14 protein-coding genes are annotated in these 22,566 nt (G+C 71.7%); 6 read left to right on the forward strand and 8 right to left on the reverse strand.

The genetic code is table 11. From position 1 onward, the window contains the following. Nucleotides 1-106: 106 nt before the first annotated feature. The 3 genes from TSO221_RS29475 (at nucleotide 107) to TSO221_RS29485 (ending at nucleotide 4,046) form a co-directional block, all read left to right on the forward strand. Nucleotides 107-1,183: a mannonate dehydratase gene (locus tag TSO221_RS29475; RefSeq protein ID WP_109122078.1), complete on the forward strand. Its 1,077-nt coding sequence runs from the start codon at nucleotides 107-109 to the stop codon at nucleotides 1,181-1,183. Between the two features lie 49 nt (nucleotides 1,184-1,232). Further along, nucleotides 1,233-2,561 (forward strand): glucarate dehydratase, encoded by a 1,329-nt coding sequence (gudD, locus tag TSO221_RS29480; protein WP_109122079.1) that lies wholly within the window; start codon nucleotides 1,233-1,235, stop codon nucleotides 2,559-2,561. A gap of 402 nt (nucleotides 2,562-2,963) precedes the next feature. Continuing rightward, nucleotides 2,964-4,046, forward strand: a complete 1,083-nt coding sequence (locus TSO221_RS29485; protein ID WP_109122080.1) for a LacI family DNA-binding transcriptional regulator — start codon at nucleotides 2,964-2,966, stop codon at nucleotides 4,044-4,046. On the opposite strand, the gene TSO221_RS29490 is transcribed toward TSO221_RS29485, so the two are convergent. After that, on the reverse strand, nucleotides 4,047-5,942 hold the full coding sequence (locus TSO221_RS29490; RefSeq protein ID WP_109122081.1) for an MASE3 domain-containing protein: 1,896 nt from the start codon (nucleotides 5,940-5,942) through the stop codon (nucleotides 4,047-4,049). Between the two features lie 245 nt (nucleotides 5,943-6,187). Between TSO221_RS29490 and TSO221_RS29495 the strand changes: the two genes are divergently transcribed. After that, nucleotides 6,188-6,838, forward strand: a complete 651-nt coding sequence (locus tag TSO221_RS29495) for a DUF882 domain-containing protein (RefSeq protein WP_109122082.1) — start codon at nucleotides 6,188-6,190, stop codon at nucleotides 6,836-6,838. Between the two features lie 156 nt (nucleotides 6,839-6,994). Here the strand turns inward: TSO221_RS29495 and TSO221_RS29500 are convergent, their stop codons facing one another. The 3 genes from TSO221_RS29500 to TSO221_RS29510 all read right to left on the reverse strand — a co-directional run bounded on the left by TSO221_RS29500 (nucleotide 6,995) and on the right by TSO221_RS29510 (nucleotide 14,664). Beyond that, nucleotides 6,995-7,180: a hypothetical protein gene (locus tag TSO221_RS29500; protein ID WP_109122083.1), complete on the reverse strand. Its 186-nt coding sequence runs from the start codon at nucleotides 7,178-7,180 to the stop codon at nucleotides 6,995-6,997. 76 nt (nucleotides 7,181-7,256) lie between these two features. Further along, entirely contained in the window at nucleotides 7,257-9,260 is a 2,004-nt protein-coding gene (gene pbpC / locus TSO221_RS29505; RefSeq protein ID WP_247878322.1) for a penicillin-binding protein 1C, read from the reverse strand. Between the two features lie 190 nt (nucleotides 9,261-9,450). Continuing rightward, nucleotides 9,451-14,664, reverse strand: a complete 5,214-nt coding sequence (locus TSO221_RS29510) for an alpha-2-macroglobulin (protein ID WP_109122085.1) — start codon at nucleotides 14,662-14,664, stop codon at nucleotides 9,451-9,453. Between the two features lie 253 nt (nucleotides 14,665-14,917). On the opposite strand from TSO221_RS29510, the gene TSO221_RS29515 reads away from it, so the two are divergent. Both TSO221_RS29515 and TSO221_RS29520 read left to right on the forward strand, forming a co-directional pair. Further along, nucleotides 14,918-17,437: a PAS domain S-box protein gene (locus TSO221_RS29515; protein WP_247878323.1), complete on the forward strand. Its 2,520-nt coding sequence runs from the start codon at nucleotides 14,918-14,920 to the stop codon at nucleotides 17,435-17,437. A 176-nt stretch (nucleotides 17,438-17,613) separates the two neighbouring features. Further along, the gene (locus tag TSO221_RS29520; protein ID WP_109122087.1) at nucleotides 17,614-19,392 is read left to right on the forward strand and encodes a hypothetical protein; all 1,779 of its coding nucleotides are present in this window, start codon (nucleotides 17,614-17,616) and stop codon (nucleotides 19,390-19,392) included. Nucleotides 19,393-19,450: 58 nt separating this feature from the next. Here the strand turns inward: TSO221_RS29520 and TSO221_RS29525 are convergent, their stop codons facing one another. From TSO221_RS29525 to TSO221_RS29540, 4 genes are all read right to left on the reverse strand, one after another. Continuing rightward, on the reverse strand, nucleotides 19,451-20,239 hold the full coding sequence (locus TSO221_RS29525) for a transporter (RefSeq protein WP_109122143.1): 789 nt from the start codon (nucleotides 20,237-20,239) through the stop codon (nucleotides 19,451-19,453). Between the two features lie 409 nt (nucleotides 20,240-20,648). Then, entirely contained in the window at nucleotides 20,649-21,101 is a 453-nt protein-coding gene (locus TSO221_RS29530; RefSeq protein ID WP_109122088.1) for a cache domain-containing protein, read from the reverse strand. Between the two features lie 62 nt (nucleotides 21,102-21,163). Then, nucleotides 21,164-21,595, reverse strand: a complete 432-nt coding sequence (pedF, locus tag TSO221_RS29535) for a cytochrome c-550 PedF (RefSeq protein ID WP_109122089.1) — start codon at nucleotides 21,593-21,595, stop codon at nucleotides 21,164-21,166. Between the two features lie 282 nt (nucleotides 21,596-21,877). After that, nucleotides 21,878-22,528 (reverse strand): response regulator transcription factor, encoded by a 651-nt coding sequence (locus TSO221_RS29540; RefSeq protein WP_109122090.1) that lies wholly within the window; start codon nucleotides 22,526-22,528, stop codon nucleotides 21,878-21,880. Nucleotides 22,529-22,566: the final 38 nt, after the last annotated feature.

Genomic DNA, 22,566 nt, shown 5'->3' on the forward strand with positions numbered 1-22,566 from the left:
TCGTCTTCGTCGGCGCCAACGCCCTCATCGCCGCCGTCAGCTACCTCCTCGTCGTCGGCGACATCAAGCGTATGGAACTCAAGAAGTGAGTGGCGGGAGATCCTCCATGTACATCGGCGAACAACTCATCAACCCGACGGCCGAGCGCCTGACGCTGTCGCAGCAGCTGGGCTGCAAGGGCATCGTCATCGACAGCCGCCCCAACCGCGACGTGATGGGCGAGGACGGACTGTGGGACGGCCGCAAGGTCGCCGCGCAGCGCCAGTGGATCGAGAGCTTCGGTATGAGCCTCGACGGCATGGCGATCGACGTCGGCGCCATCCTGCTCGACAGCCTGCGCGACCGCGCCAGGGCCGAGGCGCGGGCCGAGCAGCTGCGCCACAACATCCGCGCCGCCGCCGAGGGCGGGGTGCCGATGGTGAAGTACACCGTCGCCATGGTGGGCATCACCCGCACCGGCATGGTCGAGGGCCGCGGCGGCATGAAGTGCAGCACCTTCAAGGCGGCGGAGTACCAGCCCGACGCCGACGCCCGCTTCTCCTACTGGGGCGTGGTGCTGCCGGAGGACGGCTCGGGCAAGGGCCACTCGCCGACCGCCGCTAAGGGCACGGCCGAGACCTGCGGGCAGGTGACGGCGGCGGAGGCCGGCGGCATCAGCGAGGCCGACGGCTGGAACGCCATCGAGTACCTCGTGGAGTCCATCCTGCCGACCGCCGAGGCGGCGGGCGTCAAGCTCGCCTGCCACCCGCACGACCCGGCCTACCCGCCGGGCGGGCTGAACGGCGTGCACCACGTGCTGGGCTCGCTGGACGGGCTGCGCCGCTTCGTCGCCCTGGCGCCGGGCAGCGCGTCGCACGGCTTCAACTTCTGCCAGGGCACCATCGCCGAGATGTCGCCCAACCCGACCGAAACGGTGCTGGAGGCGATCCGCACCTTCGGGCCGCAGAAGCGCATCTTCATGGTCCACTTCCGCAACATCAAGGGCGGCTACCTCGACTTCCGCGAGGCAATGCCGGACGAGGGCTCGGTCGACATGGCGGCGTGCATCCGCGCGTACCGCGAGGTCGGCTACAGCGGGATCCTCTGCCCCGACCACGTGCCGCTGTCCGAGGTCGATCCCGGCCGCGAGCGCTTCTTCTCCTTCTGCCTCGGCTACACGCAGGGCCTGCTGCAGGCCGCCTGACTCCCTTCATAACGTGGCCGCGGGACCTCCCGCGGCCTGGAGACCCATCATGACGTCCTCCCCGAAAGTCACCGAGATGCTGGTCGTGCCGGTCGCCGGCCACGACGACATGCTGCTCAACCTGTCAGGCGCGCACGCGCCGTTCTTCACCCGCAACGTGGTGGTCCTCAAGGACAGCGCCGGCAACACCGGCGTCGGCGAGGTCCCGGGCGGCGAGAAGATCCGCAAGACTCTGGAGGACGCCCGCGCGCTGGTCGTCGGCCAGCCCGTCGGTGCCCACAACGCCATCCTCAACGCCGTGCGCAAGCAGTTCGCCGACCGCGATTCCGGCGGGCGCGGCCTGCAGACCTTCGACCTGCGCATCACCATCCACGCCGTCACCGCGCTGGAGGCGGCGCTGCTCGACCTGCTCGGCCAGTTCCTCGGCGTGCCGGTTGCCGCCCTGCTCGGCGAGGGCCAGCAGCGCGACGCGGTGGAGATGCTGGGCTACCTGTTCTACGTCGGCGACCGCCGCAAGACCGCGCTGCCCTACCGTTCCGAGCCGAACGCCAAGGACGACTGGTTCCGCCTGCGCCACGAGGTGGCCTTGACGCCCGAGGCCGTGGTGCGCCTCGCCGAGGCGGCGCACGAGCGCTATGGATTCAACGACTTCAAGCTGAAGGGCGGCGTGCTGGCCGGCGAGGACGAGATCGAGGCGGTCACCGCGCTCGCCCGCCGCTTTCCCAAGGCGCGCATCACGCTGGATCCCAACGGCGCGTGGTCGCTGGAGGAGGCGATCCGGCTGTGCAAGGGCAAGGGCGATGTGCTGGCCTACGCCGAGGACCCCTGCGGGGCCGAGCAGGGCTATTCCGGGCGTGAGGTGATGGCAGAGTTCCGCCGCGCCACCGGGCTGCCGACGGCGACCAACATGATCGCCACCGACTGGCGGCAGATGGGCCACGCGATCCAGCTGCACTCGGTGGACATCCCGCTGGCCGACCCGCATTTCTGGACCATGCAGGGCTCGGTGCGGGTGGCGCAGATGTGCGACGCGTGGGGGCTGACCTGGGGTTCGCACTCGAACAATCACTTCGACATCTCGCTGGCGATGTTCACGCACGTGGCCGCGGCGGCGCCCGGCAGGATCACCGCCATCGACACGCACTGGATCTGGCAGGACGGCCAGCGCCTGACCAAGGAGCCGTTCCGGATCGAGGGCGGCCTGGTGGCGGTGCCGCAGAAGCCGGGCCTGGGTGTGGAGATCGACATGGCGCAGCTGGAGAAGGCGCACGGGCTCTACAAGGAGTACGGCCTTGGTGCGCGCGACGACGCCGCCGCGATGCAGTACCTGATCCCGGGCTGGACCTTCGACAACAAGCGCCCCTGCCTGGTGCGTTGAGGCGGAGACTGTCCCTCCCCCAGCTCCGCTGGGGGAGGGAGGGGCCCGCGCAGCGGGAGGGTGGGGGCAGCGGCGTACTCAAGAATCAACGCCTGCCATGGATGCGGCTGCCCCCACCCAACCCTCCCCCGCCGGAGGCGGGGGAGGGCTTGCAACAGCACAAGAAAAAAGGGCCGCCCGGGAAGCCCGGCGGCCCTGGAAGTCTTGGGAGGAAACGCACTCGGCGTATGAACCTGCGTTCAACGCGTCAGCTGGTGTCTGTATAATGTCACGGCCCGGCGTCGTGGTAGCGCTAACAAAACATGGGTGCCATGCGGCATGGTGCCGTGGCGATCCGGGCATTCCATGTTGCAATGCGGTAGCGCCGCCCCATCTCCGGTTGTTCGACGAAGGGAATCGCCCATGACCATCACCCCCACCGCCAAGGCCGGCCGCGCCGCTCCGCGCAAGCGGGCGCGGCGCGCGACGCAGCGGGTGACCATGACCGACGTGGCCGCCGCCGCGGGGGTGTCGGCCAGCACCGTGTCGCTGTACTTCCGCCGTCCGGAGGCGGTGTCGCCGCACCTCGCCGAGAAGGTGCGCGCGGTGATCGACGAGCTGGGCTACGTCCCCAACCTGGTGGCCGGCAGCCTCGCGGCGGCGCAGAGCCGGACGGTGGCGGTGATCCTGCCGTCGATCCTCAACTCCTTCTACGCCGAGACCTACAACACGCTGCAGAGCCTGTTCCAGGGCTCGCGCTACCAGACCATGCTGGGCGTCACCGAGTTCAGCCCGGAGGTGGAGGAGGATCTGATCCGCGCCTTCCTGGCCTGGTCGCCGGCCGCCATGGTGCTGACCGGCTTCGACCACACCGAGCGCGCCCGGGCCATGCTGCGCGGTGCCGGCGTACCGGTGGTGGAGATGTGGGACATGCCCGCCACCCCGGACGAGGCGGTCGACCTGTCGGTCGGCTTCTCGCACTTCGAGGTCGGGCGGCGGCAGACCGCGCATCTCTACGACCAGGGCAGCCGCAAGGTCGCCTACATCGGCGCCGCCGTGCACCAGGACCTGCGCGTGCGCAGCCGCACCGACGGCTACGAGGACGAGGTGCGCCGCCGCGGCCTGCACCCGCCCATCGCGCTGACCGCGCCGGACGCCGCCTCCACCCCGGTCGGCACTTGGCTGATCGACGAGGTGCTGGCCGCGCACCCGGACATCGACGGCGTCGTGTGCTCCAACGACTATTTGGCGCTCGGCGCGATGTTCGAGGCGCGGCGGCGCGACCTGCGCATCCCCGAGGATCTGGCGGTGGTCGGCTTCGGCGACCTGGGGTTTTCCAGGGTGTCGCTGCCGCCGCTGACCACCGTGCGCCCGCCGCAGCGCGAGATCGGCCGGCTGGCCGCCATGCAGATCCTCGCCCGCCTGGGCGGCGCCAGGATCCCGCCGAGCCACTTCGCGCTGGAGTGCGAGCTGGTGGTGCGCGACAGCACGCGTCCAACCCTCTGATCAGCGCGCCGCCAAACGGGCAACGGCGACGGAGGGGGCGCCCCAGTCGACCGCCGGCAGGGTGTAGCCCTTGTCGCGGAACAGCCGCAGGCAGGCGGCGACCACGTCGGCGTCGAGGCTGACGCCGGCGCAGCGCCCGACCTCCTCCAGCGCGGCCTCGATGCCGAGCGCGGGGCGGTAGGGGCGGTGCGAGGCCATCGCCTCGATGATGTCGGCGACCGCCAGGATGCGCGCTTCGCGCCGGATGGCGTCGCCGGTCAGGCCCTGCGGGTAGCCGGATCCGTCGAGCTTCTCGTGGTGCTGCAGGATGATCTCGGCCACCGGCCAGGGCAGGTTGGCCTTGCACAGGATGTCGTGCCCGGACCGGGCGTGCGTCTTCAGCAGGTTGTATTCCGGCGGCGTGAGGCGGCCCGGCCGGTTCAGCAGTTCCGCCGGGACGGAGATCTTGCCGATGTCGTGCACGACGCCGGCCAGGTAGATGCCGGTGACCTCCTCTTCGCCCAGCCCCATCTCGCGGGCGATGGCGACGCTGAGGTCGGCGACGCGCTCCTGGTGGCCGGCGGTGTAGGGATCGCGGATATTGATGATCTGCGCCACCACGGCGATGGTCTCGACCAGCGAGCGCTTCATCGCCTCGGCGTGCTGCGACGCCGCCGCCTCCAGCGCGCGCCGCGCCGTGACGTCGCGCATCACCACGACCGACGCGTCACCGCCGGTGAGGAACGGACGCACGCACACCTCCAGCACCCGGTCCGGCGCGGCGATGTCGGGCAGCGGCAGGTCGTAGGCGGCCCCAGCCAGCACGAGCCGCAGCGGCAGCGGCTGGCCGACCGCGAGCCCGAGGCCGTCGAGCATGCGTCGCGCCGCGTCGTTGGCGAAGGTCACCCGTCCGCCGCGGTCGACGCACAGGATGCCCTCGCCGACGGCGCCGACGATGGCGGTCTCGCGCGCCCGCATGGTGTCGAGCGCCTGCCGCGTGCCCTCCAGCTCGGCGTGCCCCTGCTCCAGCTCCGCCTCGGCGGAGAGCAGCTGGAGGTTCTGCCGGTCCAGCTCGTTGCGCAGGACCTGCCGTTCGTGCTCGATGGCCCAGAACACCAGCTCCTGCGGGCGCTTGATGCCGACGCGGACGAAGGCCGCGAAGACCAGCGCGTCGGCGGCGGCGACCAGTGCGTGGCCGGCGAAGTTGAGGAAACCGTAGACATCGACGTACAGCGAGAAGGACAGGCTGCCCAGTGCGTTGGCGATGACCGCCAGCTGGAAGAGGTGGCGGCGGCGCCGTGTGCGCTCGTTCGTCTGGCGCTGGATGCCGACGGCGGCGGCGGCGTAGAGGGCGATGGCCACCGCCTCGCTCGCCTTCTTGAAGGGGGTGAGGCCGCTTCCCTCGACGTAGCAGGCGGGGAAGACCCCGAGCGCGATGGCGCCGAGCAGGGCGGCCGACACGCCGCCGACCGCCATGACGGTCACCCCGGTCGGAAAGCGGCGATTGGGCGTGAAGGCGGCGATGCACAGCGCGGTCGCCTCGACGAGCCGGCTGGCGGTCCACAGCTGGGTCGGCAGGTCGGTGTCGGCAGCGGGGAACACCCCCATGCCCTTGTAGGCCAGCATGTGCAGCAGTGTGACCACGCCCGTGCAGGCGTAGGTGACGCCCAGGAACCACAGGTTTCCCGACTTCAGGTAGCCGCGCGAGTTCCAGGCGATGACGAACACGCACAGCGCGGTGACCGCCCGGAACGACTCCAGGACCGCGTGGAACACGAGGTAGTTGGCGCGGCTGACCAGATAAGCGGCGACGAGCGCCGCGGCACCACCCAGCGCCAGCAGCGTGGAGGCCGGCACCCGCAGCGGTGCGGGGTCCGGTCGGGCGGCGCCCTCGGGGGTGGCCGGGCGGGTGTCCATGGCGTCTCCTCCAGTCCCGGGAGACCAGAGCCTATTCGCATCAGCATACGCTCATCCGCACATCCCCCAGCAAGGGAAGGGCTGCACGGCAGCCATCGCCGAACGTGACGCCGATTGTGCTTGTCCGCGTGATACGCGCACGCCGCCCCTCGTCGCGCCGCCCCCGATCCACTATGTTTGCTGCACCGCCGCCACGAGCGCGCGCGCCACACAGCCCCGGGTCAACGTCCGATGTCGCCTGCGCCATGTCCTCGATCCCTCTGAAGCGCCGCGAGCTGCTGGCCGGCTGCGGCGCGCTGGTGCTGCTGTGCAACGGCGCCCTGGCGCAGACCTCCACGGCGCGGCGGCTGAACCTCAAGAACGAGCACACGGGCGACGTCTTCAGCGGACCCTACCGCGACGCGGCGGGACCGCTGCCCGACGCCATGACGGATCTCGCCAACGTGCTGCGCGACCACCGCGCCAACAAGGCCGGCCCGGTGGACGTGGGCACGCTGGACTTCCTGGCCGACATCATGGAGGCGATCGGGCAGGGCCGGGCCACCGTGCTCTCCGCCTTCCGCACGCCGGAGACCAACGCCCTGCTGGCGTCCAAGGGCCTCGGCGTGGCCGAGCACAGCCAGCATCTGCTGGGCCGCGCGCTCGACGTCACCTTCCCGGCGCGCCTGCCGGACGCGCACCGCACGGCGCTGCAACTGAAGCGCGGCGGGGTGGGGTGGTACCCGCGCTCCTCCTTCCTGCACATCGATTCCGGGCCGGTGCGCAGCTGGGAGATGTTCGGCCGCGGCCTGGAAGGCCTGTTCGCCAAGGGCACCAGCGGCCGGCTGCGCACCGTCGCCGACCGCATGCGTCTGCATCGCCAGATCGCCCGGCGGCAGGCGTTGGGGCGAAATTAGGGCGTTTCACCGATCACCGTCACTGACGCTCTGTCCGCGTCATCCCCGCGAAGGCGGGGATCCATAACTTTCATGGCATCCAGTTTTGGAACGTATGGATCCCCGCCTTCGCGGGGATGACGAACGGGGGAGGATAAGGTTACTCGGAGATCGACCTTAATTCTTCGGCCGTTCCCGCTCCGCCGGGCGCCAGCCGGCGATGGCGCGCACGGCGTCCAGCGCCCGCGGGTTGCCGTTGAAGCTGGGGAACCGCCGGCGCAGCTCCGCCACCGCGACCAGTTCGCCACCTTCCAGGTAGGCTTTCCGGATCGCCGCAGCTTCTTCCTCGGTAACCGTGAACATCAAGGCATCCCGTGTTGCGTGGGCCCCGGATGATGGCCATGCCGCGGCGCGGAAACAAGCCCCAAACGCTGTAATTTCAGCGCACCTCGACGGTGGCGCTGTCACTGCGCCCGTCGGCGTCGATCACGGTGATGCGTGCGAAGCCCGGCCCTTCCGGCCGCCAGACGGCGTCGCGGCGCACCGGCGACACGGCGATGCGCCGGCCGTCCACCATCCATGACAGCGGCCGCCGTCCGCCGGACGCCAGCAAGGTCAGCGGCTCCGGCGTTCCGGAGGCAGCGCCGGCCTCGACCACCATGGCCTCGGTCGGGAAGACGAGGCGCGGCCGTTCCACGGCCTCCGGCGCGCCGGCGGCGACGCGGCGCAACAGATCGGGCGGCGCCTCGGCGACACGCGGGCCGGGAGCGGGTTCCTCCGGCAGCAGGTCGAAGACGCGCAGCAGCAGCGGCGCCGCGGTGTTGCGGCCGAAGCGGTCGGGGCTGGGCGTGCCGTCCGGCCGGCCGACCCAGACGCCGACGGTGAAGCGCCCGGTCACCCCGAACGCCCAGGCGTCGCGGAAGCCGTAGCTGGTGCCGGTCTTCAGCGCCACCGGCGCCGAGCGGCGCACCTCCTGCGCCTGCACGGCGCCGGGCGGCGGCGGCGCGCCCTCCAGGATGTCGAGCACCTGCCGGGCCGAAGCGGCGGCGAGCAACGGTACCGGCGCCGCTTCCGCCGCGCCGCGCTCCACCCGCAGCGGCGCCGCCTGCCCGTCGCGGGCCAGCGCGGTGTAGAGCGCCGCCATGTCCCACAGGCTGATCGACGCGCCGCCGAGCGCCACCGGCAGCCCCGGCGTGACGGCACCGGCCGGCATCACCAGCCGGGCGCCGGCTCGGCGCAACGCGTCGGCGAAGCGCACCGGCCCGACCTTGTCGAGCACCAGCACCGCCGGCACGTTCAGCGAGCGCTGCAGCGCGTCGCGGATCGTCAGCTCGCCGGTGAAGCCGCGATCGAAGTTGCGCGGCGCGTAGTCGCCGAAGCGGGTCGACACGTCGGCGACCAGCGTCGCCGGGTGGATCAGTCCGTCGTCGAAGCCCAGGCCGTAGATGAACGGCTTCAGCGCCGAACCGGGCGAGCGCACGGCGCGCACCATGTCCACGCGGCCCTCGCGGCGCTCGTCGAAATAGTCCGGCGAACCGAGGTAGGCGAGCACGGTTCGGCGGCTGTTCTCGACCACCAGGACCGCCAGCCCGGCGCGCTCGTGCAGGTCGGGCAGGGTGCGGCGGGCGAGGTCCTCGACGGCGGCCTGGAGCCGGCCGTCGAGGGTGGTGGGCAGCGTGGTCCGGCCGGGCTGGCGGCCTCGGAGGGCGTCGGCAAGGTGGGCGGCGAGCACCGGCAGGGGCAGACGCCGGTCGGGCACCGGCTCTGCCTTCGCCTCGGCGACCGCGCGCGGGGTGAGGACGCCGGCCTCGGCGGCGCGGTCCAGCACCTTGTCGCGCGCGGCGCGGGCCTGTTCGGCGGCGCGGTCGGGGCGCAGGCGGGTGGGGGATTGCGGCAGGGCGACCAGCAGCGCCGCCTCCGCTGCGCTCAACTCGGCCGGGCCCTTGCCGAACAGGGTGAGCGACGCGGCCCGGATGCCCTCGACGTTGCCGCCGTAGGGGGCCAGCGTCAGGTACATGCCGAGGATCTCGCGCTTCGAGTAACGCCACTCCAGCTGCGCGGCGCGCGCGGCCTCGACCAGCTTGGCGGCCAGGGTGCGGGGGCGGGGTTCCAGCAGGCGGGCGACCTGCATGGTCAGCGTCGACGCGCCGGACACCACGCGCCCGGCGGCTAGGTTCTGCCCGACGGCGCGCAGCACGGCGAGCGGGTCGACGCCCGGGTGGTCGTGGAAGCGGCGGTCCTCGTAGGCGAGCAGCAGGTCGGTGAACAGCGGCGCCACGTCGTCGGGCGTGGCGGGGAAGCGCCACGCGCCCGCGGCGTTGGTGAAGGCGCGCAGGGGGGCGTCGCGGCTGTCGGTGACGGTGACGGAGAGGTCGCCGAGGCGGGAGAGGTCCGGCGGGAAGAGGCGGTCGACGGCGAGGAGGGTGAGTACGAGGATAAACAAAATCCCTCCCCCAGCCCCGCTGGGGGAGGTTAGGTGGGGGCAGCGGCTTCCGGGGGACGCCGTAGCCCCCACCCTCCCGCTCTCGGCGGATCCAAAGGATCCGCCTGTCGCGTCAGCGCAAGCTTCGCTTGCGCGAGAGCTTCGCGGGTCCCCCCCTCCCCGGCTGGAGGTGGGGGAGGGGGACGATGGATCACTCCGCCGCATGCACGGTGATCCGCCCGACGCCCTGGCGGGCGAAGAAGCGGGGCTTGTACATGTCCTCGACCACCGCGCCGGGCAGCTCGTAGCTTCCCGGCGTCACCGCGCGCACCAGATAGGCCAGCTTGAACTTCGGCTCCTCCTCCGTCAGGTCGAACGCGGCGACGTAGCGGTCGTCGCGGGCTTCGGTCGTGCGGGTGTGGGTGAGGTCGGTCAGCCACGGCATGTCGTTGGTGCCGGCCGCTCCCAGGCGCGGATTCTCGATCTCCCAGCCCGCCGGCAGCGGGTGGGTGACCACCGCCTGATGGAACAGCTTGGTGCCCGCCTCGCCCTCCAGCACCACGACGAACACGTCGTTCTGCCGGATCTGATCGAGGTTCAGCGGCTGGCCGGCGCGGGTGAGGAAGTTGCGCTTGATGCGCAGCCCCTCGCGCGCCGCCGGCGACGGCTGCGTCGGGATGCCGGACACCGACACCGCCTGCCACACCGCCGCCTTGCCGGCGTTCGACACCTCGATCCCGCGGCCGAGCTGGGCGGCGTCGGGCAGCAGGTTGAAGGGATCGCGCTTTGGGGCTGGCGCACCGGTGACGGCCAGCTCCAGCGGCGTGCCGCCGTGGCTCAGCGTCTCGGCGGCGAGGACGATCCACGCCTTCTCCTGCGTGCTGGTCAGCTTGGCTTCGGTGGCCGAGGCCGGCAGACGGTCGATCAGCGCCGGCAGGCGCTTGCCGGTCATGCCAGCCTCGCCCAGCAGCGTGACCAGCGCCGCCGCGTCGCGCACGGTGGAGCCGTAATCCTCGTGCCACGGCTCGCGCGCCAGCCGGCCGACGGCGGCCGAGAAGGCGCTCTCCGCCCGCTCGCGGTCGCCCAGGCGGGCCAGCGCGGCGCCGAGCTGCCCCTTGGCGAGCGGCGTCGGCAACTGCTCCAGGTAGGCGTCGTGGAAGTAGCGCGCCGGCCCCGGCGTCAATACCCCGGCCAGCGCCAGCACGTGCAGCGCGTAGGCGCGGCTGGCGAGCTGAGCGTTCTCGCGGCCGCCGTCGATGGCGTGGTGGCGCAGCCACGCCAGCGCGTCGCTCAGCGGCTTCTCCGGCACCGTGTGCCCCTTGGCCTTGGCGCGGGCCAGGAACTCGACCGCGTAGGCGGTCATCCACGGCTCGGCCTCGTCGCGGGCGCTCCACAGGCCGAAGGCGCCGTCGTAGCGCTGCTTGTCCAGCGTACGGGCGACGGCGGTGGCGACGCGCGCCTCCGCCGTCTCGTCCGGCTTCGGCGCGCTTCCGATGGCCGTTTCCAGGTCGCGGACGAACAGCAGGGGCAACGCCCGGCTGATGGTCTGTTCCAGGCAACCGAACGGGTAGCGGTCGAGCGCCTTCAGCGTCCCCGCCACGTCGAACGGCGGCGCCGTGCCGAAGCTGGCGGCCAGCGTCGCGGTGCCCGGCACATAGGCGGCGAGGTCGGCGGCGGCCAGCGTCACCTTGGCCCCCGGCGGCAGCTCGCGGGTGAGAAATTGCGTCTCCACCGGGCGCGACGGCCGCACCGTGATGCCGTAGGAGCGCGTCGCCGACGCCCCGTCCGGCCCGCTCACCGCCAGCTCGACCCGGCCGATGCCGGGGGCGGTGCCCTTGAAGGGCAGGGGGATGGCGCGCCGCTCGCCGGCCTGAAGGTCGACGGAGAGGCTGCCGTTCTCCACCGCCACCGCGTCCCGGCCGGTCACCGACACCTTGTAGGTGCCGGCGGCGCCGTCCACGTTGTGCAGCGACAGCGTCAGCCGGCTGTCGTCGCCCGGCGCCAGGAAGCGCGGCATCACCGCCTCCGCCACCAGCGGGTCGCGCACGGTGAGCCGGCCCGACGCCGAGCTGACGCGGCCCTTGGACCAAGCCACCGCCATCAGCCGCAGCTCGCCGTTGAAGTCGGGGATGTCGAGCGTGGCGCGCACCTTGCCGTCCGGCCCGACCTTCAGCGGCCCCTGGAACAGCGAGACCACGGTGAACGGCACGACCGGCAGCGCCGCCCCGCTGGAATCGCCGCCCTCGCGCAGCTTGCCGAAGGGGCCGTCCAGTGCGTCGATCAGCCGGCCGTAGTCGTCGCGGATGTCGAGGCCGAGCAGGCGCTTGCCGAAGAACTGCTTGCCCGGGTCAGGGGACTGGAAGTCGGTCAGGCGCAGGATGCCCTCGTCCACCGCGGCGAGCGTGACGTACGCCTCCTCGGCGTCGCCGGCCGCCGGCGTCGCGGCGATGTCCACCGCCACCGGGCCGCGCGGGCGCGCCACCGTCGGCGCCGTGAGTGCTACGTCGAGCCGCCGTGTCGCCGGGTCGATCCCCAGCCACGCGACGCCCAGCGCGCGTACCGGCTGCCGCTCCCGGCCCTTGACCGGCGGGCGGTACAGCGTGGCGGTGACGTAGGCGCCCGGCCCCCAGGCGGCGTCCACCGGCACCTCCACCGTGGCGCCGCCGGCCGGCACGCTGATCGCGCGGGCGTCGAACAGGCGGTCGGTGGCGACGGTCAGCAGCACCTCACCGGCGAAGGGCGGGGTCAGGCGCAGCTTCGCCGTCTCGCCGGGGCGGTAGGCGGGCTTGTCGGCGACCAGCTCCAGCTTGTCGGGCGTGTCGGCGGATTCCGCCGCCATCTCCCAGCCCGACAGGAAGCGGACCGAACTGGCGACGCCGGTCGCCTTGTCGCTGACCTCCAGCCGGTAGCGGCTGAACGGCTGCGCGCCCAGGTTCAGCACCGCCGGCTTGTCGGCCGCGGCGTCCAGCGTGCCCGACTTGCGGGGGATGTCGCGGGTGGTGGCGCGGTAGGTGTAGCGGCCGTTGGCCATGTACCACTGGAAGGTCGTGTTCTCCTCGACCAGCTCCCAGCTCAGGCCGGGCTTGGCGACCGGCGTGCCGTCGGGGGCGACGGCGATCAGGTCGAAGGCGGCCTCCTGCCCCTCGCCCAGGCGCCCGTCGAAGCGCGGGCGGAGGCCGACGGCGAAGGCCTTACTGCGCACCGGCACCGAGATGTTGGCGCGCGCCGGCCGGCCGCCGGGCTCGGACAGGGTGATGCGGACCTCGGCGCGCAGCGGGCGCGTGGTGTCCGGCAGCGCCGGCAGCTTGACGTCGACGCGCGCCTCGCCCTTGGCGTCGGTGTCCGGGATCTTCAGCGGCTCCAGCTTGGCGTTCACCGTCTCGGTGACGAGGCCGAAGCGGAAGCCCTTGTGCTGCGGGTAGGGCGCCGGGTCGGGCTGCACCGACACCTCCGCCGTGCCGGGCAGGCCGGCGGCCGGCGGGCCGTACAGGAAGCGGCCCTTGACCAGCAGCTCGTACGGCTTGGCCGGGTCGAGGAACGGGGCGGGCGGCGTCAGGTCGACGGCGAGCCGCTCCGGCACGAAGTCATCGACCTGGAAGGTGGCGTGGCCGACCGGCTTGCCCTTGGGATCCGTGTACGCCTCCACCGTCCAGCCGCCGAGCGGTGCGGTGCGGGACAGCGTGACCGGCAGGAAGAAGCCGCCCTGCGGGCCGGCCGGCGCCGGGCCGGACCAGTATTCGGTGCCGCTCGGCCGCAGCACCTTGACGGTGAGGGGGAAGCTCTCCACCGCCTCGATCTTGTCGTCGCGCAGCAGGACGCCGAGGTTGACCGTCTCTCCCTGCCGGTAGACGCCTCGGTCGGTGTAGACGAAGGCGTCCATCGGCCCCGGCGGCGTCCGGCCGCCGACGCCGCGGTCGGACAGGTCGAAGGCCGCGGTGGTGAGGTCGAGCACCGCGAAGTCCGCCCCGGCGTAGGCCATCGCGGCCAGCGGCGCGTTGCCGCCGCTGCCGCGCGCCAGGCCGGGGGCGAAGCGGGCGCGCCCGATGGAATCGGTGGTGACGCGGGCCAGCTCGGCGTTGTTGCGGGCGACCAGCGCCACCTCGATCCCCGGCAGCGGCTGCGCGGTGGACAGCGAGCGGGCGAACACCGTGATGCCGTCCGCCCCCTGGAAGCTGGTCAGTGCCACGTCGGTCACCAGCACCCACTGGGTGGCGAGCGGGTAGGGAAGCTCGTGGCGCGGGATGTCCACCGGCTCCGCCACCACGGCGTACAGGCCGGGGCGGGGGGAGGGCACCAGCTCGCGGAAGGGGACGGCGGTGGTGGCCTCGCGGTTGCGCCCGCCGGCCACGTCCATGCGCCCCTTCCACACCAGCTCGCCGTCGTTGTCGGCGAGATCCTCGGTCTGGTAGGAGCCGAGCGATTCCAGCAGGCTCTGGCTGCGGATGCGGGCGGCGAGGGTGCGGTCGTTGACGCGCAGCACCTTCAGCGCCACCGCCGGCAGGTTGACGGTGACCAGCGGGATGCCCTCGCCGCCGACGCGCGGCAGGATGAAGGCGTTGCCGCGGAAGACGGCGAAGGGCTTGCGGTCGAAGACGCGGAAGCGCTGCACCGAATCGGCCTTCAGCGCCACCCCGTCGGTGCCGGGCAGGCCCTGGCGCAGCGTGACCGCGTAGGCGCCGCCGTGCGCGAGGCCGCCGACGCACAGCGTGTCGCCGCGCGCCTCGACCGGGGCCTGCGGCACCGCCGGCTCCAGCGCCACGAAGTCGCCGAAGCGGATGCCCTTCTGGGTGCCGAGCGTGTCGGAGAAGCGCACGCAGGCGCGCGGCACCGTCTGGTCCGACTCGACGCGCACCGAGCGCACGGACAGCCCGACCTTCTGCCGCAGCGCGGTGATGCGGGCGTCGAGCCCCGGCGCGCGGGCGTCGAGGTCGACCGGCGGCTCGGCGTCCTTGACCGCCACCGTGATCTCGCGCGCCGCCAGCAGCGCCGACTCCGGCTGGTTGAAGACCTCGTCCAGCAGCGTGACGAGGCGCCACAGCGCCGTCGCCTGCTCGGCCGGGGTGGTCGCGCTGTCGTAGGCGGTGTAGGCGGCGTGCAGGGCGCGGTCGCGGTTCGGCTTGGGCAGCGACAGCCACGCCTCCGACAGCGCCAGCCAGCTGGCGGGGCCATCCACCCCCAGCGCCACCGCCGCCTCGAAGGCCGCCACCACCTTGGGCCAGTCGCGCTTGGCCAGCGCCTCGCGGGCGTCCCGCTGCGCCTTGTCGCGCTGCTGCTGGCTGACTTGCGGCGGCGCCTTCAGGCGCAGTTCCGACGCGTAGGCGTTGGCGTCGGTGGCCAGTCCCGGCGGGTCGAAGCGCGCCCAGGCGCCTGTGGTTGAGACCAGAACGAGCAGGAACAGCCCGAACGATGCGAACACGCGAGCCATGATGCGCCCTCCCCAAGGTGCCGGGCACGAGCTTAGCAGGTCCCGCGCGGGCCAACGAGTGGATACCGGAGCGGGCCCGTTCGCGTGCATTGACGCTCCCGCCAACCAAGCGCAAAAATAGTACGTATGAAAATGGAGGATCGCCTGATCAATTCATTAGGCAGGCTTTATATTTGAAATGACGAATGTTGCCCGTGGGCAGGGAGGGGACGGACTTTTTTCGCGCCCATACCGGGTGCGGACCTGGCTCGTCTTGCTGGTCAGCGCCTGTGTCCTGCCGCTGGTGCTGTTCTCCGCGGTCCTTCTCTTGCGCAACATCGCCGCCGACGCCGAGCAGACCGGGCGGCTGGTCCTCAACCGGGCGCGGCTGCTGGCGGAGGACGTCGATCGCGAGGTGGCGCGGACGATCGCCGCCGCGGAGGTGTTGTCCACCGACGATAACCTCGCCCGCGGCGACTTCGAGGCCTTCCACCGGCGCGCCATGCAGGTGCGCCACCAGCTCGAGACCAACGTCGTGGTTCGCGACCGTTCGGGCCAGCAGGTGGTGAACACCCGCGTGCCGTGGGGAATGGCGCTGCCTCGCACCCCGTCCTACGAAGTCGACGAGCGGGTGATCGGCACCCGGCGGCCGCAGGTGTCCGGGCTGCTGGGCGGCGACGCGGCGCAGGCGCCGCTGCTCGCCGTGGTGGTTCCGCTGCTGCGCGACGGGGAGGTGCGCCACCTGCTGAGCCTGACCATCGCGCCGGAACGCTTGCAGGCCGTCATAGCCTCCGACCGCCAGCCGCCGGGCTGGGCGGTCGGCGTGGCCGACGGCGACGGCGTGATGATCGCGCGGTCGCGACGTCCCGAGGAGTTCGTCGGCAGCCGCCTGCCGCCTGCGGTATGGGAGCGGGTCCGCACGGCACCCGAGGGCATCCACCGCGTCCCGGACCTGGAGGGCAACCCGACGCTGCAGGCCTACGGCCGGTCGGAATCGTCCGGCTGGGTGATTGGCGTCAGCGTGCCGGAAGCGCTGGTCGCAGCGCCCGCGCGGCAAGCGCTGCTGCTTTTCACGGCCGGCGGGCTCGCGCTGTTCCTGCTCGGCGTCGCCGGCGCCTATCGGCTGAGCCGTCGCCTGACCGGCCCGGTTGTCCACCTCACCGCCGCCGCGAAGGCGCTGGGCACCGGCGAGGCCATCCCGCCGCAGGACGGCGGCGTGGTCGAGCTGGACGCGGTCGATGCCGCCATCCGCGACGCCGCCCCCCTCATCCAGCAACGCGCCATCGCCCTGCAGGAGAGCGAGAGCCGCTACCGCGCCATCGTCGAGACCGCGGTGGACGCCATGGTGGTCATCGACGACGGCGGCATCATCCAGGCCTTCAACCCGGCGGCGGAGCGGCTGTTCGGCTGCACGGCCGAAGCGGTGGTCGGGCGGAACATCCGCACGCTGATGCCGGAGCCCTACGCGTCGGAGCATGACTCCTATCTGAGAAACTACCGCCGCACCGGGGTGCGCAAGATCATCGGCATCGGCCGCGAGATCATGGGGCGGCGCCAGGACGGCTCGACCTTCCCGGCCGAACTGGCGGTGACGGAATGGCATGCCGGCGGGCGCCGCTACTACACCGGGATCATGCGCGACGTCTCCGAGCGCCGCCGGGCCGAGGACGCGCTGCGCGCCTCCAAGGTCGAGGCCGACCGCGCCAACCTCGCCAAGTCCAAGTTCCTCGCCGCCGCCAGTCACGACCTGCGCCAGCCGGTGCAGGCGCTGGTGCTGTTCCAGGCGACGCTGGCCGAGCGCCTCGCCGGGCATGCGGCGGAGCCGCTGGTGGAGTCCATGGGGCAGGCGCTCGGCAGCCTGCACATGTTGCTCGACAGCCTGCTCGACGTCTCCCGGCTGGACGCCGGGCTGATCGTCGCGCACCCGGAGGAGGTGCCGCTGATGGCGGTGATCGAGCGCCTCGCCGCCGAGTACCTCCCGCAGGCCGGTGCCAAGCGGCTGCGCCTGCGCGTCGCCTGCACCGGGATGGTGGTGCGCAGCGACCCGGTGCTGCTGGAGCGCATCCTGCGCAACCTGATCGAGAACGCGCTGCGCTACACCGAGCGGGGCGGGGTGCTGCTCGGCTGCCGGCGGTGCGGCGACCGGCTGCGCGTCGAGGTCTGGGACACCGGCGTCGGCATCGAGCCGGACAAGCAGGCGGACATCTTCGAGGAGTTCTTCCAGGTCGGCAACGTCGAGCGCGACCGCAGCAAGGGCCTGGGCCTCGGCCTCGCCGTGGTGCGGCGGCTGGCCCGGCTGCTCGGGCACGAGGTGACGGTCCGCTCGGTGCCGGGGAAGGGCTCGGTCTTCGCGCTCGATATGCCGGTCGTCGTTGCGGCCGCCGACGCCCAGCCGGCGAAGGTGGAAAGCGCCCGACCGCGCGACGGCCTGATCCTGGTGATCGACGACGAGCCGCTGGTGCGCCTGGGCCTGCAGGCCATGCTGGAGGGCTGGGGCTACCGCGTGCTGTCCGCCGGCTCGGTGGAGGAGGCGGTCCGCCATATCGAGAGCGGCGCGTGGCCGCACGCCATCCTGGCCGACTACCGGCTGCGCGGCGGCGAGACCGGGCTGGACGCCATCCGCGCCATCCACGGCCGCCTCAACACCGCGGTGCCGGCCACCGTCATCACCGGCGACACCGCGCCCGAGCGCCTGGTCGAGGTCCGCGAGGGCGGCTACGCCCTGCTGCACAAGCCGGTGGCCGCGCACGAACTGCGCGCCACCGTCGGCGAGATGCTGCGCGCGGCGGAGTGAGGGGGCGGTCACAGCGGGCTCATATAGTTTGGATACCACTTTCTGGGATGCTAGATTGCCGCCGACGGCATTTGAGGCGAAGGCCCGCGGGTATGGTTTCCAGTCCGGTTCGAATGGCAGCGACCGTGTCCCTCAGGGCGGCACGGCCTCGGGTCCGACTGGCCGGATGTCTGGCGGTGGTGGTCCTGGCCGCCTTGCCCGGCGACGGCGGCGCCCGCGTGCCGCATTCCCCGGCCGGCGACCCGCTGCAGACGCTCTGGCAGCGTCCCAAGGCGGCGCCCAACCCGAACGCGCCGCCCACCTGCGTCGATGAGGAGCCGCCGGGCCAAGCCGTGCTCGACGCCGCGGCGGGCGGCGAGGAGGCGGTGGCGCGGCTGGCCCGCGAGCGGCCGGCGGATGCGCTGCGTTGCTCCGACCTGTTTCCCGGCGCCGCCGCCACCGAGGCGCTGCTCGCCGCCGCCCGCGCCGCGCCTTACGACGCAGTCGGCGCCTTCGAGCGGCTGTCGGTCCGCCCCGGCGGGGCGGCGATCGTCGAGGCGGCGCTCGACCCGGCGTTGCTGGAGCGCGCGCTCGACAACGGGCTGCCCTTCTACCAGACGCGGCACGAGTTGCGCCGCCGCCTGCAGCCGGCCGCCGTGCGCGCGCTGGAGGGACGGGCGGCCAGGCTGCTGGCGGGCGCCTTCCGCCAGGACCCGGTGGCGGTGTCCAGCCAGATCGGCATCCTGCTCGACGACATGTCGGAGGACCACCCGGCCGACCGCTTCCGCGTGGCGCTGGCGCTGCCCGCCGACTCCCTGTTCGAGCTGATCGCCCACGCCGGGCCACTGCTCTACACCTCGTCGCTGGACGGGCTGGTCAACGTGCTGCGCATCCAGCTGAAGCAGGAGAAGCGCAGCGTCCTCAACCTCGCCAAGGCGCCCGGCACCCGCGCGCTGTGGGCCAAGTTCTTCGTCGCCGTGGTGTCCAGCGGCCGGGCGCGCGACCTGTTCGACGCGACCGCCGGCGACGTGCGCGAGCTGGCGCGGGTGAGCGTCGCGGCGCTGCTGACGCTCGATCACGGGGTGGCGCCGCCCATCGTCGCCGGGGCGCTGGCCGACGCGATGACCATCCGCCTGATCCCCGCCCGGACGGCGCTGGAGGATGAGGTGGCGGCCTTCCACCGCACCACGCAGGACCCGCAGGCCAAGGCGGTGGCCGGCCTCGCCGGCGGGCTGCACGCGCTGCGGCTGTCCGGCCGTCCGGCCAGCCCGGCCTTCCAGACCGAACGCTTCGGCGAGCTGTACCGCCTGCCGCCGCCGCCGGCGCTGTCGGAGGAGCGGCTGTTCCAGCGCGGCGTCAACTGGCAGCGCATGACCTTCTACGACGACCGCGACGGCCGTGCCTCGTTCCGCGCCTTCGTGCAGCAGCGCCGCGCGCTCGGCTGGGCGATCAACGACCACGGCGGCTTCATCACCGCCGCCAGCCCGGAGCGGCGCGGCCGGCGCATCGTCATCATCGCCGACGTCCCCGGATCGGGCGAGGCCGGCCGCGCTGCGCTGCGCGCGTGGCTGGAGCAGCACGGGGTGTCGCCCACCATCGTCGTCCACCGCGGCCACAGCTACCACGAGGACGGCACCATGACGGAGATCGCCGCGGCGACCGCCCTGGTGTTCTGGGGCTCGTGCGGCGGGCACGTGCGGCTGGGCGCGACGCTGGAGCAGGCGCCGGACGCCCAGGTGCTGGCGACCCAGAACATGGGCATCTCCACCGTCAACCAGGCGCTGCTGCGCATCATCGAGGAGCGGCTGCTGACCAGCGGCACCATCGACTGGGCGGTGGTGTGGGCCGACGCCCAGGCGCAGATCCACGACCGCCGTTTCGGCGCCTACAAGCGCCCCGACCAGGATTCCACCAACCTCGCGCTGCGCGGCTGGCGGATGCAGGCCGACCGGGTGGCGAAGCTGCCGCGGAACTGAAAAAGGCGCGCCCCCGGATGGAGGCGCGCAGTCGCTCGGAGCTGCCAGGGGGATCCCGTCAGAACGGCAGGATGATGCGGCCCCAGGCGCGGGTGTCGAGGCCACCGTAGTTGTTCTCCGCCACTGTGCGGGTCAGGTAGCCCTGCAGGATCAGCTCGGAGAAGCTGTAGCCGACCAGCGCGCCGACGGCGAACTGCTCCTGCTTCTTGTAGGTCGGGGTGGGCTTGCTGGTGTCGAACGAGGCGAAGGCCACCGGGCCGAGCTGCCACTTGCCGAAGCTCTTGGTGGCGGTGAGGTCGATGTTCAGGAAGTCCGGATTCAGCGTGCGGGTCGCGTCGCGGGTGTTGATACCGTAGATGAAGTTGCCCGTCAGGTTCCAGCCGTCGGCGGTGTAGCTGATGCCGAGGCGCTGGTTGATGTCGGTGGTGTCGAAGCCCAGCCGGTTGCCCACCGGCGTGTAGACGCCCAACAGGTAGCTGACGCCCAGGCCACCGCCCAGGTCCCACGCCAGCTGGGCAGCGAAGAACGGGTTGTACATGCCGGACTTGTAACTGGTGCTGTTGACGCCGACCTCGAGTTCCGGCAACGCGGCCAGCAACTGCAGCCGGCCGCCGGCGATCTTCGCCGGAGTCGACCAGGCGAGCACCGGAATGTTGACGCCCAGCGTCACGTCCGGATTGGAACCGGTGCCCTTGCGCACGCCCCAGTCAAAGGTATCGACGAAGTAGAAGCCCTCGGGCAGCGGGGCTCCGGCCGCGAGGCCGATGGTTTCGCCGGGCTGGGTGACCGAACCGGCCAGCGCCGGCGCCGTGCAGAACGCCGCCGCCGCACCGGCCGCTGCCACCATGGTGCTTCGCAGCTTGGAACCGAAGAATTTCAACATTGTCCGCGCCCTTTCTCGCGATGCGTTTTTTTCCCATCGGATGCCGGTTGTCGCCCGGCCACCGTTCGGCGCGCGTCGGCGCCGGGCGCAATACGCAGGAAAAGGAGCTTGGGTGGCTATTGAACTATCTGACGCCGCGCCCATTCGCACTGGCAATAACTCTCGCGTGCGCGACTCACGTCAAATATTGATAGTCTTTGGCGCGACTCGAGTCGTTTTTAATTGTGCGATGCAGTAAAAACGATTTGGCGGCATGATACTTTTGTATTGATAGTACTTAAGAAGCATGTGGTCATGGCTGCATTTATTGCAACAAAAAGGCCCCGAAGCCGCAATGGCTTCGAGGCCCATGTCCGGTGCGGAAAACCGGCGGTCACTGGCTGTAGGAGCCGGAGCCGACGATGTAATTGCCCTGGCGGATGAGGTAGGAGTGCTTGTGCTCCACCTTGTTGGTCTGGCGGTTGAGCCAGACATAGTCCAGCGCGGCCTCCGGCGTGTCGCGGGTGCGGGCGATCATCTCCTGCACCAGGGGCTTGCCCTCGGCGTCGGTCAGGTCGGAGGCGCTGGAGCCTGCCAGCTTGGGGTTGGCGCCGGAGGCGACGTACTTCCCCGCCGTGTCGAACACGAAGACGTACAGGTCCTGGCGCACGAAGGCGCCCTTGGGGTCGTGGAAGGCCTTCACCGCCTCCTCCGGCCCCTTGGCCTTCAGGTAGGCGGCGGCCTCCTGCACCAGCGCCTTGGCCTGCTCGGGCGTCGAGCGGTCGGCGGCCCCGGCGCCGCCGGCCATCAGGAGGAGGGGGAGGATCAGCGGAACGGCTTTGCGCATCGCGGGCACCTTTCAGGTCGTCCTTGGGTCGGGTCTTGGTCTTTGGTCGGAGAACGGGAAGGTCAGTCCTCGTGCACGGTCTCCAGCCAGGTGCGGATGGCCCACAGCGCCTCCTGCCCCAGCGCCTCGCCGAACTTCGGCATGTAGGTGACGCCGTTGCGGATCGAGCCGTTGATGACGCGCTCCTTGAACCACTCGTCGCCGGCGTCGCCCTTCTCCAGGAAGCGCAGGTCCGGGGCGATGCCACCCGACACCGCGCCCAGGCCATGGCAGCGCGCGCAGTTCTGGTTGAAGGCCGAGGAGCCGATCTCGACGGCCCGCCCGTTGCCGCGGTAGGGGTTGGCCTCGCGCCAGTCCGCGCCGAGCTTGTCCAGGCCGGTGGTGTCCACCGCCTGCGGGGTGACGTCGCCATGGGCGACGGCGACGGCCGGAACGGCGGCGACGGAACCGAACATCAGGCCGGCCGCCATGAGCCGAAGAAGCCGAGCGTTCATCAGTGAGCGTCCTCTCTGGGCAAGAAATCAGGGCTCGGATGTGCTGAAACCGAGCGGCTGGATCATCTGGCCGGAAGAGTAACGAGGACGCCGTGGGGCGGATAATTGGACGATGGTACAATGAGCGGGTGGTTGAGCTGGGCGCAATCGGCCGCTCTTCACGCCGTCATCCCCGCGAAGGCGGGGATCCATAAGTTTCGAAGCGGCCTGTCATGGGAGTTATGGATCCCCGCCTTCGCGGGGATGACGGTCAAGGGAGTGGTCGCGGTTGCTCCGCGCCGCTCAGAAGTGGGTGCGCGCCTGTTCCATCTGCAGGCGGTTGGCGAAGACCACGGCCTGGGTGCGGCTGTAGACCTTCAACTTTTGCAGGATGGCCGAGACGTGGGCCTTCACCGTCGTCTCGGTGATGCTCAGCTCGTAGGCGATTTCCTTGTTGAGCTTGCCGGTGCCCAGCATCTCCAGCACCCGCATCTGCTGCGGCGTCAGCGTGGCGAGGCGGCGGGCGATCTCGGCGGTCTCGCCGTCCTCCGGCTCGTCCTCGCCGGGCAGGTCGGGCACGTAGACGCCGCCCTCCATGACGAGGCGCAGCGCCGCGGCGATGCCGTCGCGTGGTGTGGATTTCGGGATGAAGCCGGCGGCGCCGCACTGGATCACCTCGCGCACCAGCTTGCGGTCCTCGTGCGCGGAGACCACCACCACCGGCGTCGCCGGAAACTGGTTGCGCAGGTTGACCAGACCGGACAGCCCGTTCATCCCCGGCATGTTGATGTCCAGCAGCAGCAGGTCCATGTCGCCCTGCTCGCCCAGCAGGCGCACGGCATCGTCGAGGCAGCCGGCCTCGAAGACCTGCTCGGCCTGACAGGTGTAGCCGACCGCGCTGCGCAGCGCGTCGCGGACCATCGGGTGGTCGTCGGCGATGAGAATCTTGCTCATGGCGTGTTTCCACGCTCGTGGTTGCCAGGGCGTTTCCA

The sequence above is a fragment of the Azospirillum sp. TSO22-1 genome, assembly GCF_003116015.1.
Lineage (GTDB): Bacteria > Pseudomonadota > Alphaproteobacteria > Azospirillales > Azospirillaceae > Azospirillum.

What these genes read in the sequence shown, in the direction of transcription:
- TSO221_RS29485 (WP_109122080.1), top strand. Translation starts at nt 2,964, where the DNA reads ATGACCATCACCCCCACCGCCAAGGCCGGCCGCGCCGCTCCGCGCAAG.
- TSO221_RS29495 (WP_109122082.1), top strand. Translation starts at nt 6,188, where the DNA reads ATGTCCTCGATCCCTCTGAAGCGCCGCGAGCTGCTGGCCGGCTGCGGC.
- TSO221_RS29540 (WP_109122090.1), bottom strand. Translation starts at nt 22,528, where the DNA reads ATGAGCAAGATTCTCATCGCCGACGACCACCCGATGGTCCGCGACGCG.
- TSO221_RS29510 (WP_109122085.1), bottom strand. Translation starts at nt 14,664, where the DNA reads ATGGCTCGCGTGTTCGCATCGTTCGGGCTGTTCCTGCTCGTTCTGGTC.
- TSO221_RS29475 (WP_109122078.1), top strand. Translation starts at nt 107, where the DNA reads ATGTACATCGGCGAACAACTCATCAACCCGACGGCCGAGCGCCTGACG.
- gudD (WP_109122079.1), top strand. Translation starts at nt 1,233, where the DNA reads ATGACGTCCTCCCCGAAAGTCACCGAGATGCTGGTCGTGCCGGTCGCC.
- TSO221_RS29500 (WP_109122083.1), bottom strand. Translation starts at nt 7,180, where the DNA reads ATGTTCACGGTTACCGAGGAAGAAGCTGCGGCGATCCGGAAAGCCTAC.
- TSO221_RS29525 (WP_109122143.1), bottom strand. Translation starts at nt 20,239, where the DNA reads ATGGTGGCAGCGGCCGGTGCGGCGGCGGCGTTCTGCACGGCGCCGGCG.
- pedF (WP_109122089.1), bottom strand. Translation starts at nt 21,595, where the DNA reads ATGAACGCTCGGCTTCTTCGGCTCATGGCGGCCGGCCTGATGTTCGGT.
- TSO221_RS29530 (WP_109122088.1), bottom strand. Translation starts at nt 21,101, where the DNA reads ATGCGCAAAGCCGTTCCGCTGATCCTCCCCCTCCTCCTGATGGCCGGC.
- TSO221_RS29490 (WP_109122081.1), bottom strand. Translation starts at nt 5,942, where the DNA reads ATGGACACCCGCCCGGCCACCCCCGAGGGCGCCGCCCGACCGGACCCC.